The following is a 15054-nucleotide window of genomic DNA, read 5'->3' as shown; positions in this document are numbered from 1 at the left end:
CACCCTCTGGCAAAATTAGCAGGGGGGAGCGCTTCTTGTGTATCCCGGCTAGCCGTGCCTGCAAGGCTAGCAACTATGTTAGGAGGTGAATGATGCGAAGCCTTTCGCTGTACCGCAAGTATTTTAAAGACAATATGTTCCTGCGCTTCACGCTGATCGTGTCCTGTATCTTCATAGCCACCATTATCGCCTTCTCCATTCTGGTGCTGATGCTAATCTCGGATTCGGCAGTGCAGCGCCAGATGGATATCCAGCGCAAGAGCATGGAGAGCGTCAGCAATTATGTGGAGAACAAATATCAATCTGTTCAGGACATGCTCCGTGATGTGTACAGGGACGCGAGTCTGGCCAGTAATACGACCTTCCTGCTGGAGAATCCCTTAAGGGATTATATCGAGCACCGGCTGGACCGCTTTCTGCTGGGGGAACAGTCCACCTCGAACGCCATCCAGTATTTCCAGAACAAGATTGACGATGATCCCGATATCCGCGGCCTGATCCTGTACAGCGCCAACCAGCAGGTGATGTATTATTACGACAACCGCCGGCAGTTCGAGCGGATCTCGACCAATGCGGCGCATTCTTTTGTGCCCGATTCGATGGTGCTGGGTGAGGAGAGTGTCGTCTCTGTTCCGAATATCTGGGTGCTGAAAAGTATAGGGATGCCGGCAGCCCCGCTGTTCTCGGTAAAGCTGCCGATCAATAATAAGTCCTCGCTGCTCAATATCGGTCAGCTGCTGGTCTACTTCGATTCTGAGGCTATCTGGCAGGCCATGAATAATTATAAGCAGGACTTCAAAGGCGACCTCCTCGTACTCTCGGCCCAGAATGAAGTCATCTTCGATTCCTCAGGGAAGGGATACGGCCGGAAGCAGCCGAAGCTGCAGGGAATGAACGCTGGCGAGGAGGTTACCGTGGATGGAATGGTTGTCACCAGCCAGACGCAGAGTCAGGCGGGGTATACGGTGGTCAGCCTGATCTCGAAGAAGGAGCTGGCTGAGACTTACAGCAGTGCGCGGAGCACCATTGTGTCCATCGCCCTCGTCTGTATTCTATTTGCCGTGCTGCTGCCGGCGATGTTCATTTCTAATTTTGCCAAACGGACCCACCGCATTATCCGCTTCACCCGCAAAGTCAAGAACGGGGATCTGAACACCCGGATTGTGGACGGCAAGGAAGATGAGTTAGGCCAGATTGCCAAGAGCTTCAACAGCATGCTGGATGAACTGAACCAATATATCGACCAGGTCTATAAGGCGGAAATCAAACAGAAGCATACGGAGATCGCTACGCTGGAGGCCAGGGTGAATCCGCATTTTCTGTATAATACATTAGAGGTTATCCGGATGCGGGCGATTTCGAGCGGGGCGAAGGATGTGGGGGAAATGATCTACAGCCTGTCCATGCTGTTCAAGTCGTACGTCCGTCCGAAGCTGAAATATACGTTCAAGGATGAGCTGGAGGCCTGCCGCCTGTATCTGGAATTATTCCGTATCCGGTACAAGGACAGGTTCGCGTATACCATCGAATGCAGCCCGGAGCTGGAAGAGCTCCCTGTACTCAAAATGTCGCTGCAGCCGGTCATCGAGAACTATGTTCTGCACGGCATGCGGACAGGGCAGACTGATAATGTGATCCGTATTGTGATCACAGCGGAGCTGGAGAATATCCGGGTCAAGGTTACGGATAACGGCAAGGGGATTGCGGAAGAGCGGCTGGCCCGGCTCCGCGAGGTGCTGGAGGATCACGGCGAATTGTCCGGGTCCGAGTCGTTCGGGCTGCGCAGTATTCATGAGCGGCTGAGACTGATGTACGGGAAGCCCTACGGCGTAGAGCTGGAGAGTGAGGAGGGGACTGGAACAGTGGTTACGATTACTTTTCCATACCCGCTGAAGGAGGAGAGCGCAGATGTATAAGGTGTTTATTGTGGATGATGAGCCGTTCATTCTGAGCGGTCTGCAGGATATACTCAATTGGGAGGAGCTGGGCCTCACAATTGCGGGGCAGGCGGAGAACGGGCAGGAAGCGCTGGAGCAGCTGCGGGAGATTCCCGCCGATATTCTGATTACCGATATCTCCATGCCGGTGATGACCGGTCTTGAGCTGATCCGTGCCGTCCGGGAATTCCGCCCGGATCTGAAGGTGGTGGTGCTGAGCGGCTTCGATGAATTCATGTATGTGAAGGAAGGCCTGTCGCTCGGGATCGAGAACTATCTGCTGAAGCCGATTAATCTGGAGGAGTTCCAGCAGACGCTGGAGACGATTGTGGAGAAGCTGAACGTCTCCAGGCTGGATATGCAGTGGTGGGAATATACGAATTCTGTGCTGAAGGATAATGTGCTGCTGCGCTGGCTGCGGGGGCAGATTGATCCGCAGGAGCGCTCCGAACGGCTGAATCTGATCGGCCTGCCGCTCACCAGCCGTTATGTGCAGGTTGCCCTGCTGCAGGTAGAGCCGGCAACGGATGCCTTCAGGAAGAGGGTGTCCGATCTGGCCGGGGCAGAGGCTTCGTTCTTCATGTTCTGGGATTCGGATAATGATCTGGTGCTGATACATAACTATGAAGAAGCCTCTGCCGGTGCGGCGGAGATGGCGTTCATGCTGGAGGAGATTAACGGCTTATGCACCAGCAGTGAGAAGCTGCGCTCGGCAGTGGGCTCGCCTGTGTACGGGGTGGACGCCGCTCCCGCAAGCTACGAACAGGCGAAGCAGGCACAGGAGTTCCTGGAGATTCACCCGGAGCGCAGCAGTATCTATTATGAGCAGCTGAGGGACCGGAAGGAGGATCTGCAATCGGTCCTGCCCGAAGACTGGAGCGATTACGCCAAGCTCATTATGTCTAAGAATGTGGCGGGGCTGTCGGAGCAACTGGATCTATATTTTGCAGCCCCAAGTATGGACGGGTTAACGCCAGCGATGCTGGAGGAGATCTCGCTGGAATGGATTCTTTTCTTCCGGGTGCTGATCAAGGATATCCGCAGTGAAACGGAGCGGGAATGTATTGCCGAGGCCTTGACGGCGATCCGCCGGGCGAACTCGCTGCCTGCACTGTCCGCTGCACTCCGGCAGACCTCAGAGAGTATCATCGAACTGCTGGACCGGGAGCTGAAGAGTCCGGTGGTGAACCAGGTGCTGAATTATATCGCGAAATCGTACAGTGAGGATCTGTCGCTGAAGAAGCTGGGCTTCATGTTCAACATTCATCCGGTGTATCTGGGACAGCTGTTCCATAAGATGACTGGCGAATCGTTTGCGGAGTATATGAACCGCTACCGGATCGATAAGGCCAAGGAGCAGCTCCGTTCGACGAACCTGAAGGTTCAGGAGATCGCCAGGAATGTGGGATACTGGGAAATGGGCTATTTCTACAAGCAATTCAAGAAATATGTCGGCATCTCGCCGACGGAATTCAAGGGGCTGCTGTGAGGCAGCCCTCTTGTGCGTTACAGGAAAGAAGAGTATTCACGTTGATAACGTATTCATTGATTTCTCGCCAGAACATTACAGCCCTTGTAAAAGATCAATAACCTGCCTTTGCAGGTAAGCTTATTTTCTTTATTTCATACCTGAAAAACTATAGTTTCTCTTCTATTTGAAACTGCTTTCATCTTATAAAGTTAAGGTATAGCTCAAGGAAAGCAGCAGCCGGAAAGATCCGGTAAGCCTGAAAGACCAGACAGCTAATTAAAAGGGGGTACGGCAAATGAGTAAGAAAAAGAAACACTTCTCCTTGTTGTTGACAACGCTTTTAACCGTTTCACTGGCGCTAACGGCGTGCGGGGGAAACAGTAAGAACAATGCAGGCGGAGAAGCAGCTTCAGGCGGCAACAAAGCCTCGGAGGCTACAGAGAAACCTGTGGAACTGATCTGGTACACGATCGGGCCACCGCAGAAAGATATGGACAAGGTGCTCACAGAAGTCAATAAATACACACTTGAGAAAATCAACGCAACACTGGATATCAAAATGCTCGACTTCGGCGACTATACGCAAAAAATGCAGGTTATGGCAGCTTCCGGTGAGCCGATGGATATCCTGTTCACCTCCTCCTGGGCCTTCGATTATGTGCAGAATGCACGTAAGGGTGCCTTCCTGCAGCTCGATGATCTGCTGAAGAATCAGGGCAAGGGCATTGTGGATACGATTGACCCGGCCTTCCTGGAAGGCTCCAAGGTAGACGGCCACAATTATGCGATTCCTGCGAACAAAGAGCTTCCGGCTCAAGAGGTCTTCCGCTTCAATAAAGAGCTGCTCGACAAATACAAGCTGGATCTGACCAGCGTGAAGACGATGGCGGATCTGGAGCCGCTGCTCAAAACGATCAAAGAAAACGAGCCTGGAGTCACTCCTTACGCGATGGTCAAGGACTTCATGCCAGTTATGCCTTTTGACTATGTGATTGAGAAGATGCCGATGGCTGTCTATATGGACACCAAGGACTACAAAGTGGTTAACATCCTGGAAACTCCAGACATCAAGGAAGCGCTTAAGACGGTCCGCAAATTCTATCAGGCGGGTTATATCTCCCCTGAAGTAGCGACTACCTCGTCGGTAGATGACTTGTACAAAGCCGGCAAATGGTTCACTGACCGTGCATCCACCCAGCCGATGGCTGACAATCTGTGGTCCGCAAGCTACGGGTATCCGGTCGTGTCCACACCAGCCAGCCAGCCTTATATCTACAACTGGTCCGTAATGGGCTCCATGCAGGCCATCTCCGCTAACTCCGCGTATCCTGAGAAAGCGATGGAGTTCCTGAACCTGCTGAACACAGATCCTAAGCTGCGCAACATGATTGACTCCGGGATCGAAGGCGTGCATTACGAGAAGATCAGCGACAACATGATCAAGAACCTCCCGGATGCGAAGAACTACGATATGCCTACCTTCTCCCTGGGTAACATCATGATCAACTATCTGAATGAAGGCGACCCTGAGAACAAATGGGAAGAATTCAAGAAATTCAATGATGCTGGTATCAACGCACCGCTGCTCGGCTTCAACTTCGATACGTCCAAGGTGACGAATGAAATCGCCGCTGTTCAGAACGTGAAGGAAGAATTCTGGGCACCGCTGATGACCGGATCTGTAGATTCGGAAGAGTACCTGACCAAGGCTAACGAGAAATTAAAGGCTGCTGGTCTGGATAAAATTATTGCCGAAGCTCAAACACAGATCGACGCCTGGAAAGCAGCGAATAATAAGTAGCATTCTATTCAAGATCGGGCGGGTTGATTTAGACTTGGCCCGATCTTTTTGTGAATATAAGAATTTTCCGGCATAGGAGGAACTAGAAGTATGGGGAAAATAGGAAAGTCCGCCAAGGATATATTGAGAAATAAAGTGCTGCTGTTTATGGTTTTGCCGGGCACACTGTGGTTTTTGTTCTTCTCCTACCTGCCGATGGTGGGTACGGTCATTGCTTTTAAGGAGTACCGCTTCAGCCGGGATGGCTTCTGGGCCAGCATCATCAACAGCAAATGGGTCGGCTGGGATAATTTCAAATTCCTGTTCAGCACCAATGATGCCTATCTGATCACACGTAATACTCTTTTGTATAACATAGCCTTCATTGGCCTGGGCCTGATTCTGTCAGTGCTGATGGCGGTGGTGCTGTCCGAGATTGCTAATAAGAAGCTGGCCAAGTTCTATCAGACAGGCATGTTCCTGCCGTACTTCCTGTCCTGGGTCGTTGTGGGATATTTCGCATTCAGCTTCCTGAGCTCGGAGCGGGGACTGCTTAACGCCATGTTCGGCAGCAATATCTCCTGGTATTCGGAATCGAAATATTGGCCGTTCATTATTATATTTGTATTCCTATGGAAGGCCGTCGGCTATAACAGCGTGGTCTATCTAGCCGCAATTATGGGTATCGACAAGTCCCTCTACGAAGCGGCGATGATCGACGGAGCCAGCAAGCTCCAGCAGATCCGCAGTATCACACTGCCGATGCTGAAGCCGATCATTATCATTATGACGCTGCTTGCGATCGGGAAGATTTTCTATGCGGACTTCGGGCTGTTCTATCAGGTGCCGAGAGATTCGGGGACGCTCTACAGCGTGACCAACGTTATCGATACGTATGTATACCGTGGACTCAAGACTACCGGCGAGATCGGAATGAGTACGGCTGCGGGCTTGTATCAATCAGTGGTCGGGTTCGTGCTGGTTCTTACCTCCAATTACATCGTGCGCAAATTCGATAAGGACAGTGCATTATTCTAGGGAAAAAGAAGGAAAGTGAGGTCATCCAAATGTCTGCTAACGCTGCGAAATCGCGCGATTTCCATCGGCTGTCGCCGGTGCTCAATACCATCTTCAACTGTATCGCCGGGGGCTTTGCCATCCTGTGTATCTTCCCGTTCCTGTTCGTTGTTCTCATCTCGTTCACGGACGAAGGGGCGCTTGCGCGGGACGGCTATCGGTTAATCCCGGCCAAATGGAGTCTTGAAGCCTACAAATATGTATTTAGCTCAGGGGACACGCTGCTCCGTTCCTACGGGGTGACGATTGCTGTAACAGTCATCGGTACGATTGTCAGCCTGCTTATTATTTCACTTTACGCCTATGCCATTTCACGTAAAAGCTTCAAATACCGTAATTTCTTCGCGTTTTTTTCCTTTTTCACCATGCTGTTTAACGGCGGGCTGGTTCCGACCTATATTGTCGTGACACAGATGCTGGGCCTGAAGGACAGCATTTGGGCGCTGGTGCTGCCGCTGGCGGTGAATGCTTTTTACATTATGATTCTGCGAACCTTCTATATCACAAGTGTGCCGGATGCGCTGATCGAGTCGGCCAAAATCGACGGCGCCGGAGAGTTCCGAACCTTCCTCGGAATTGTGCTGCCGCTGTCCTTACCGGGTCTCGCTACAATTGGCCTGTTCAGCACCCTGGGGTACTGGAATGACTGGTTCAACGCGCTGCTCTATATTGATAATCCGAACCTGGTGCCGCTGCAGTCGATGCTGATGCGGATCGAGACCAGCATGCAGTTCATTCTGCAGAACTCGCAGAACAGCTCGCTAAGTCTGGAAGCGCTCCGCTCCATGCCGCAGGATACCTCGCGTATGGCGATGGTGGTGCTGGCAACCGGACCGATTATCTTCGCATATCCGTTCTTCCAGCGTTACTTCATTCAGGGTCTTACTGTTGGGGCGGTTAAGGAGTAAGAGATATATAGATTAAGATCAAAGGAGAGGGTGGAGCCAGGATGTTATATAGAGACCGTACACAGCCCGTCAAGGAGCGGACAAAGCATCTGCTCGGGCTGATGACGCCGGAAGAGAAGGTCGGCCAGCTGGTGCAGCTGTTCGGATGGCAGACCTATAATCATACAGATGGAACGATAGAGCTGACCGAAGACTTCAAGCGCCAGATCCGCGAAGGCGGCGTTGGCGCATTATACGGAACCCTGCGGGCCGATCCCTGGACAGGAGTTACACTGGAGAGCGGGCTGGATGCGCGGGCCGGAGCAGAGGCTGTGAATTCGATTCAGCGTTATGTGCTGGAGCATTCGAGACTGGGTATTCCTCTCCTGATCGGTGAGGAATGCTCGCATGGACACATGGCCATCGGGGCCACGGTATTCCCGGTTCCGCTGCTGATCGGCAGCACCTGGAATGTGGACCTCTACCGGGAGATGTCCCGGGCAGTAGCGCGTGAGACCCGGGCGCAGGGCGGAGCCGTGACCTATTCCCCTGTGCTGGATGTGGTACGTGATCCGCGCTGGGGCCGGACCGAGGAATGCTTCGGGGAAGACCCGTATCTCATCGGCGAATATGCCGTAGCTTCTGTAGAAGGACTACAGGGCGAGCGGCTGGACAGCGCGTCCAGTGTGGGCGCAACCCTCAAGCACTTCGTAGCCTATGGCAGCTCAGAGGGCGGCCGGAATGCCGGTCCGGCGCATATCGGCAAGCGCGAGCTGCTGGAAGTCGATATGTACCCGTTCCGCAAAGCGGTGGAAGCGGGAGCGGTCTCCATTATGCCAGCCTATAACGAGATTGACGGCGTGCCTTGTACCACGAACCGGGAGCTGCTTGAAGAGATTCTGCGCGGCGAATGGGGCTTCAAGGGCATGGTCATTACCGATTGCGGTGCCATCGATATGCTGGCCTCGGGTCATGATACAGCGGACAGCGGAGAGGATGCTGCGGTGCAGGCGCTTACTGCCGGAATTGATATGGAGATGTCCGGCGTCATGTTCGGCGGATATCTGCTGGAGGCGCTGCGCTCCGGGCGGCTGGACGAGCAGCTCGTGGATCAGGCGGCGGCGCGTGTGCTGGAGCTGAAGTTCCGGCTGGGCCTGTTTGAACAGCCGTATGCCGATCCCGATGTGGCAGAGCAGGTGATTGGCAGCGCAGAGCATGCAGAGCTGGCGCGCAGTGTGGCGGCAGAGGGAATTGTACTGCTGAAGAATAACGGAGTGCTTCCGTTGTCTAAGGACAAGGGGACAGTTGCGGTTATCGGGCCAAATGCGGATATTGGCTACAATCAGCTTGGCGATTACACCTCTCCGCAGCCGCGAGACCGTGTGGTTACAGTGTTGGCCGGAATACGGGCCAAGCTTGCCGCGCAGCCGGAGCGGGTAGGTTATGCGCCGGGCTGCCGGATCAAGGACAGCTCCACAGAGGGCTTTGAGCTTGCACGTAAGGTAGCTGCCGAAGCAGATATCGTTGTACTGGCTCTGGGCGGGTCAAGCGCCCGTGACTTCGGTGAAGGCAGCATCGATCTGCGGACCGGAGCCTCGAAGGTGACAGAGAATGCGCTTAGCGATATGGACTGCGGCGAAGGCATCGACCGCATGTCGCTTCATTTGTCCGGTGTTCAGCTGGAGCTGATGAAGGAGCTGAAGGCACTCGGTAAGCCGGTAGTCGTCGTGTATATCAACGGGCGTCCCATTGCTGAACCTTGGATCGATGAGCAGGCAGATGCCATTCTCGAAGCCTGGTATCCAGGGCAGGAAGGCGGCCACGCCATTGCGGATATTCTGTTCGGCGATGTCAATCCGTCCGGCAGGCTGACTCTCTCTCTCCCTGAGGATGTAGGACAATTGCCAGTGTATTACTTAGGCAAACGTTCCCGGGGAGTCCGCTATCTGGAAGGGAATTCGCAGCCGCGTTATCCGTTCGGCTTTGGACTCAGCTACACCGAATTCAGCTATAGCGGACTACAGGTCGAGCCTGCGGTGATCGGGACTGACGGAACGGCTGAGGTTACAGTGGAAGTGGAGAATACAGGCTCCCGCAGCGGTGCGGAGGTCGTGCAGTTATATATTTCCGATCTGGTCAGCAAGGTGACTAGACCGGCCAAGGAACTCAAGGGCTTCCGCAAAATCGTACTGGAGCCGGGAGAGAAGCAGAAGGTGAGCTTCACACTGAATGCAGAGCATCTGAGCTATATCGGGACAGACTACAAGCTGGTGGACGAGCCGGGAACCTTCCGCATCGGTGTCGGCAGGAATGTGAATGACACGCTGAATATAGATCTTACGGTTACGGAGGACTAAAGATGGAGCAGATAAACATCGAACGGATTAACCGGTTCATTCGTGAATGCTCGCAGCAGCAGTGGCTGGAATACCGGGTGCTTGATGACTGGAAGGTCTTCTCCACCATCTACCGGCAGCCGGGACACTATGACGAAGCACAGCCTTATTCGGGCAGCGAGTCGTTCGGATTGTTTCCGAGCGTGCAAGGCACCACCTATTACTTCCGCACCACCCTGGATATCCCGGCGGACTGGACCGATAAGGATACCGGGCTGATCTTCCACTCCGGCGGCGAAGGGCTGCTGCGTGTGAACGGAGCCTCCCAGCAGGGGATTGACCGCAATCATACCTATGCTTCCCTGAATCCGGAGACGGGCGGCAGACACCCGGAGATTGAGATTGAGCTCTATGATCCGATCCCTGAGCCGGATGACCCATTGAATAAACAAGCGGTCATTCAGCCGCCGGTCCGGTCGATTACCGCAGCGCTGGTCAGAGTGAACCTGCCTGTACAATCGCTGATGTACACAGTTACCGTCGTCCGGGATTCGATGCTGCTATTGCCGGAGCAGGACTTCCGGCGCGTTCGCATGCTGGAGGCACTGCATCAGGCGATGGATGCTTATGTGAATTTGGGGACTGACGTTTCGCAGGCTGGCAAGGGGATAGAGGCGATTGAGCAGGAGCTGGTGGCAAAAGTGAAGGCCATCGGCGGCAACAGCGAAGGATTCATTCATATGATCGGGCAGTCGCATATCGACATCGCCTGGTTATGGCCTGCCCGGGAGACGGTGCGCAAGACCAGCCGGACCTTCTCGAGCGTACATGCGCTGATGGAGGAGTACCCGGAATACCGCTATGCCCAGAGCCAGCCGCAGCTGTTCGCTTATCTGAAGGACAATGATCCTGAGCTGTACGCGAAGGTGAAGGCACGGATTCAGGAAGGCCGCTGGGAGCTGGTCGGGGGCATGTGGGTCGAGCCGGATCTGAATATCCCGAGCGGGGAATCGCTGATGCGGCAGATGCTGTACGGACAGCGCTTCTACCAGGAGGAGTTCGGCCAGCAGTCCGAGATTGAATGGCTGCCGGACACCTTCGGTTATTGCGCCTCCCTGCCGCAGATTCTGAAGCACGGCAAGGTCCGTTACTTCATGACCACGAAGCTTGGATGGAATGACACGAACCTGTTCCCGTATGATCTGTTCCACTGGGTCGGAATCGACGGGACAGCGCTATTATCCTATATGAACCATGGCGTGAATGAGAATACGCTGCCGAAGGATATCCATGAGCACTGGCAGTCCTACCGCCAAAAAGCCGTTCACAGCGAGCAAATGCTGCTCTACGGACACGGCGACGGCGGTGGCGGCGTGACGCGGGAGATGCTGGAATACCTGTCGCGTTCAGAGCTGATGGTAGGTCAACCTGCCTCTAGCTACAGCACGGCGGCAGATTTCTTCGCAGGCATCGAGCAGGCTGCACCTGAGCTGCCGGTCTGGCAGGGCGATCTATACCTTGAGCTGCACCGGGGGACCTATACGACCCATGCACGGAACAAGCGCAATAACCGCAAGGCCGAGATTCTGTACCGGGAAGCTGAGCTATGGCAGACGCTGGCTGGACACGGGCTGACACCGCAGCGGAGGGAAGAGGTAGGGGAAGCCCTGCATGAAGGCTGGAAGATGATTTTGCTGAACCAGTTCCATGATATTATCCCCGGCTCGTCGATTCCTGAGGTCTATGAGACTTCGGACAAGGAATACAAGAATATCTTCATCCTTGGGGAGAGCTGCCTGAAGTCCGTCATGGAGGCTGCCGTATCGGCTATTGATACCCGTGGAGAGGGACAGCCTTATGTCATCCTGAACGGTCTGGGCTGGACCCGGGATATGGTAACCGAGCTTGCGGTTGGCTCTGAAGTGGTGCCTGCTACTGTCGCCGTCTATGACGGAAACGGAACACGGCTTCCGGCAGAGCTGACTACAGAAGGCAAGCAAACGGTCCTGCGTGTGCGGGTGCCGGAGGTTCCGGCATTCGGGTATGCAACCGTGTGGCTGCGGGAAGAGGCGCAGGGGGCAGACGCATCGGATGCAGGCAATAACTCAATCTCTGCGGCGAACTCCGATACGTTCGAAGATCGTTGGGAGACCGGTTACTACCAGCTCCAGTTCAACGAGCTGGGCGAGATCATCAGCCTGTATGACAAAGAAGCCGGGCGCGAGATTGTGAAGTCCGGGGAAGCGCTGAACCGGCTGCATTTCTTCCATGACCGTCCGATTCTCTGGGATGCCTGGGATATCGACAGCCGTTATGAGGAGCAACCTGCCGGAGCAGCGGTACTGCTGGAGAAGCGGCTGCTGTCCACAGGTCCTGTCTGCGATGTATTGTTCTTCCGCTGGAGTCTAGGCCAATCGGAAATCCAGCAGGAGCTGATCCTGTACCACACCGACAAGCGGATTGACTTCAAGACGAAGGTCGAGTGGCACGAAGCCCACAAGCTGCTGAAGGTTGGCTTCCCGATTGATGTAGTGACCAGCAAGGCTACGTATGAGATTCCGTTCGGCGCACTGGAGCGGACTACGCACCGTAACACCAGCTGGGAGCAGGCGCAGTATGAGGTCTGCGGGCACCGCTATGCCGATGTGTCGGAGCATGATTACGGTGTCAGCCTGCTGAACGACTGCAAATACGGCTATGACACGCAGGGTAGCACCATCCGTTTGTCCCTGCTGCGCGCACCGCGCTGGCCGGATCATTCGGCCGATCAGGGAGAGCATGAATTCACCTATTCGCTCTACCCGCATACCGGAGACTGGCGTTCGGCGCATACCCAGCGCAAGGCCGCTGAGTTGAATCATGCTTCCTACGCGGTAGCCTGCGAGGCGAGTGCGGGACAGCATCCGTCCACCGGCTCCTTCCTTCCCTATGAAGGGAAGCAGGTGGTGCTGGATACCGTCAAGCTGGCGGAAGATGGTAAGGGCAGTATCCTGCGGCTGTATGAATCAGCCGGGGGACGCGAGACCGTTCGGATCAGCTGGCCGCTGCCGCACTCCGCTATCTATCTGTCCAATGCACTGGAGGAAGAGACAGAGTTGCTGCCGGATGAAGACGGCGTGCTGACGCTAGACTTCCATCCATTCGAGATTAAGACGATTAAGATTATTCATCCTACTATAGATTAAGCGAGAAGGAGACTACTACCTTGGAACAATTCAGACTTCCCCGCATTGAGATGCCGGAGCTTACGCTGCCGTCATCCATTCAGGCCGTGCTGGCCGACGCCGAAGCGAAGCTGGCCCACCGGCCTAAGCTGCAGCGCCTGTTCCGCAACTGCTTCCCGAATACACTGGAGACCACTACCAAGCTGCTTGATGACGGAACTACCTTTGTCATTACGGGGGACATTCCTGCTTGCTGGCTGCGCGATTCGGTGGAGCAGGTCATTCATTATGTGCCTTTTGCCGCAGAAGATACTGATCTGCAGCGGATTATCGGCGGGCTGATCAAGCGCCATACGGAGTATGTGCTGATCGATCCTTACGCCAACGCGTTCAATGAATCGGCCAATGACTGGCACTGGAATGCCGCCGATGTGACCGAGATGTCGCCCTGGGTGTGGGAGCGCAAATTCGAGATCGACTCGCTGTGCTTCGTCATCCGCCTGGCCCATGCTTATTGGGAAGAGACGAAGCAGACTGATTTCTTCACCGCCGATTTCAAAAAAATGCTGCGCGTCATCACCGACCTGTTCAAGCGCGAGCAGCATCATGCCGAAGAGTCCCCGTACCGTTTCACGCGGAATAACGGGATTATAGAGGATTCCATCCGTAACGGCGGCCTTGGGATGCCTGTGAATTACACCGGCATGATCTGGTCCGGCTTCCGCTCCAGCGATGACGCCTGCGATTTCCACTACAACATTCCGGGGAACATGTTCGCTGTGGTGGCGCTGCGGCAGATGCAGGATTTTGCCGAATGGGTCTTCCGGGATCTGGATTTCCTCGCCGAATTGAAGGAATTGGAGCTGGAGGTCGATCACGGCATCAAGCTGTACGGCACCTACCGCCATCCGGAATTCGGACCGATCTACGCGTACGAGACAGACGGTTATGGCAATTACAGCCTGATGGATGATGCCGGAACACCGGGCCTAATGTCCATTCCGTACCTGGGTTATTTGAACAATGACGATCCGGTCTACCAGAATACGAGACGCTTCGCGCTGAGCAAGGAGAATCCGTTCTACTTCGAGGGCAAGGCCGCCAAGGGAATCGGCAGTCCTCATACCCCTGCGGGCTACATCTGGCATATGGCACTGTCGATGCAGGGCATTACTGCAAACAGCAAGGAAGAGCGGCTGGCGGTCATCGCCATGCTGGAAGCAACCGATGCCGATACCGGCTATATGCATGAGGGCTTCCACGCTGACGATCCGTCCGTGTTCACCCGCAAGTGGTTCGCCTGGTCGAACAGCTTGTTCTCGCAGTTGATCCTGCGGGCGCTGAAGGAAGGCATTCTCTAACACAAACATACTTTTACACAGATAAAGGAGACCAGATCATGAGTACAATTATTGGAGAAGCACTACCGAACATCCCTTGGCAGGAGAAGCCTGAGGGCACGAATTCCCCAGTATGGAGATATTCCGCCAACCCGATCATTCCGCGCAACGCCATTCCGAACTCGAACAGTGTGTTCAACTCGGCAGTCATTCCGTTTGAAGGCGGCTTCGCAGGGGTGTTCCGCTGTGACTCGCGGTCGGTCAGCATGGATATCTTCGCGGGCTTCAGTGAAGACGGCGTGAATTGGAAAATCAACCATGAGCCAATCGTATTCGAGGGTGATGAAGAGATCACCAAGCGCGAGTACCGCTATGATCCACGCGTCTGCAAGATTGACGACCGTTATTATGTGTCCTGGTGCAACGGGTATCACGGGCCGACGATTGGCCTGGCGTATACATTCGATTTCAAAACCTTCCACCAGCTGGAGAATGCCTTCCTGCCGTACAACCGCAACGGGGTGCTGCTTCCGCGCAAGATCGGCGGCAACTATGCGATGCTTAGCCGTCCTAGTGATACGGGGCATACGCCGTTTGGCGATATTTTTTACAGTGAGAGTCCTGACCTGACCTTCTGGGGTAAGCACCGCTATGTGATGGGTACGGTTGACGGTGATGCTTCCGCGTGGCAGTCCAAGAAGATTGGTCCTGGACCGATTCCGATTGAAACGGACAAGGGCTGGCTGCTGATCTATCACGGCGTTATCAACACCTGCAACGGGTTCGTCTACCGCATGGGGGTAGCGCTGCTGGATCTGGAACAGCCTTGGAAGGTAAAAGCGCGTTCGCGCAACTACATCCTCGGCCCGGAAGAGCTATATGAATGTGTGGGCGATGTGCCGAACGTGACGTTCCCTTGCGCGGCACTGACCGATGCGGCTACCGGACGGATTGCCATCTACTACGGCTGTGCGGATACGGTGACGGGTCTGGCGTTCACAACCGTGGATGAGCTGATCAGCTATATGGATGAATATCCGCTGGAGATTGAGGGGTAACCGG

9 protein-coding genes are annotated in these 15054 nt (G+C 54.6%); all 9 read left to right on the top strand.

Features of this window, described 5'->3' with window-relative positions; genetic code table 11:
• Window positions 1-89 precede the first annotated feature (89 nt).
• The 9 genes from NYE24_RS10275 (at window position 90) to NYE24_RS10235 (ending at window position 15050) form a co-directional block, all read left to right on the top strand.
• Window positions 90-1916, top strand: a complete 1827-nt coding sequence (locus tag NYE24_RS10275) for a sensor histidine kinase (protein WP_305954406.1) — start codon at window positions 90-92, stop codon at window positions 1914-1916.
• Entirely contained in the window at window positions 1909-3426 is a 1518-nt protein-coding gene (locus NYE24_RS10270) for a response regulator transcription factor (protein WP_036699549.1), read from the top strand. Before NYE24_RS10275 ends, NYE24_RS10270 begins: the two co-directional genes overlap by 8 nt.
• 277 nt (window positions 3427-3703) lie before the next feature.
• Window positions 3704-5209: an ABC transporter substrate-binding protein gene (locus NYE24_RS10265; RefSeq protein ID WP_036699547.1), complete on the top strand. Its 1506-nt coding sequence runs from the start codon at window positions 3704-3706 to the stop codon at window positions 5207-5209.
• Window positions 5210-5299: 90 nt separating this feature from the next.
• Window positions 5300-6226, top strand: coding sequence for an ABC transporter permease subunit (locus NYE24_RS10260; RefSeq protein WP_076084393.1), 927 nt, complete (start codon window positions 5300-5302; stop codon window positions 6224-6226).
• A gap of 29 nt (window positions 6227-6255) precedes the next feature.
• Entirely contained in the window at window positions 6256-7173 is a 918-nt protein-coding gene (locus NYE24_RS10255; RefSeq protein WP_341184689.1) for a carbohydrate ABC transporter permease, read from the top strand.
• A 41-nt stretch (window positions 7174-7214) separates the two neighbouring features.
• Window positions 7215-9509, top strand: coding sequence for a glycoside hydrolase family 3 N-terminal domain-containing protein (locus NYE24_RS10250; protein WP_342478599.1), 2295 nt, complete (start codon window positions 7215-7217; stop codon window positions 9507-9509).
• 17 nt (window positions 9510-9526) lie between these two features.
• Window positions 9527-12673, top strand: coding sequence for an alpha-mannosidase (locus tag NYE24_RS10245; protein WP_342479223.1), 3147 nt, complete (start codon window positions 9527-9529; stop codon window positions 12671-12673).
• Window positions 12674-12693: 20 nt separating this feature from the next.
• Complete coding sequence (locus tag NYE24_RS10240; protein ID WP_342478598.1) at window positions 12694-14013, top strand: glycoside hydrolase family 125 protein; 1320 nt, start codon at window positions 12694-12696, stop codon at window positions 14011-14013.
• Window positions 14014-14051: 38 nt separating this feature from the next.
• Complete coding sequence (locus NYE24_RS10235; protein ID WP_036699537.1) at window positions 14052-15050, top strand: glycoside hydrolase family 130 protein; 999 nt, start codon at window positions 14052-14054, stop codon at window positions 15048-15050.
• Window positions 15051-15054: the final 4 nt, after the last annotated feature.

Origin of the sequence: Paenibacillus sp. FSL H7-0350, from assembly GCF_038593195.1 — a bacterium.
In the GTDB taxonomy this organism is placed as follows: Bacteria; Bacillota; Bacilli; order Paenibacillales; family Paenibacillaceae; genus Paenibacillus_AQ.
This window is presented reverse-complemented; position numbering and strand designations above follow the sequence as displayed.

Excerpts from the sequence above, each read along its gene's own strand:
- NYE24_RS10275 (WP_305954406.1), top strand. The coding sequence starts at position 90 with ATGATGCGAAGCCTTTCGCTGTACCGCAAGTATTTTAAAGACAATATG.
- NYE24_RS10260 (WP_076084393.1), top strand. The coding sequence starts at position 5,300 with ATGGGGAAAATAGGAAAGTCCGCCAAGGATATATTGAGAAATAAAGTG.
- NYE24_RS10270 (WP_036699549.1), top strand. The coding sequence starts at position 1,909 with ATGTATAAGGTGTTTATTGTGGATGATGAGCCGTTCATTCTGAGCGGT.
- NYE24_RS10250 (WP_342478599.1), top strand. The coding sequence starts at position 7,215 with ATGTTATATAGAGACCGTACACAGCCCGTCAAGGAGCGGACAAAGCAT.
- NYE24_RS10235 (WP_036699537.1), top strand. The coding sequence starts at position 14,052 with ATGAGTACAATTATTGGAGAAGCACTACCGAACATCCCTTGGCAGGAG.
- NYE24_RS10265 (WP_036699547.1), top strand. The coding sequence starts at position 3,704 with ATGAGTAAGAAAAAGAAACACTTCTCCTTGTTGTTGACAACGCTTTTA.
- NYE24_RS10255 (WP_341184689.1), top strand. The coding sequence starts at position 6,256 with ATGTCTGCTAACGCTGCGAAATCGCGCGATTTCCATCGGCTGTCGCCG.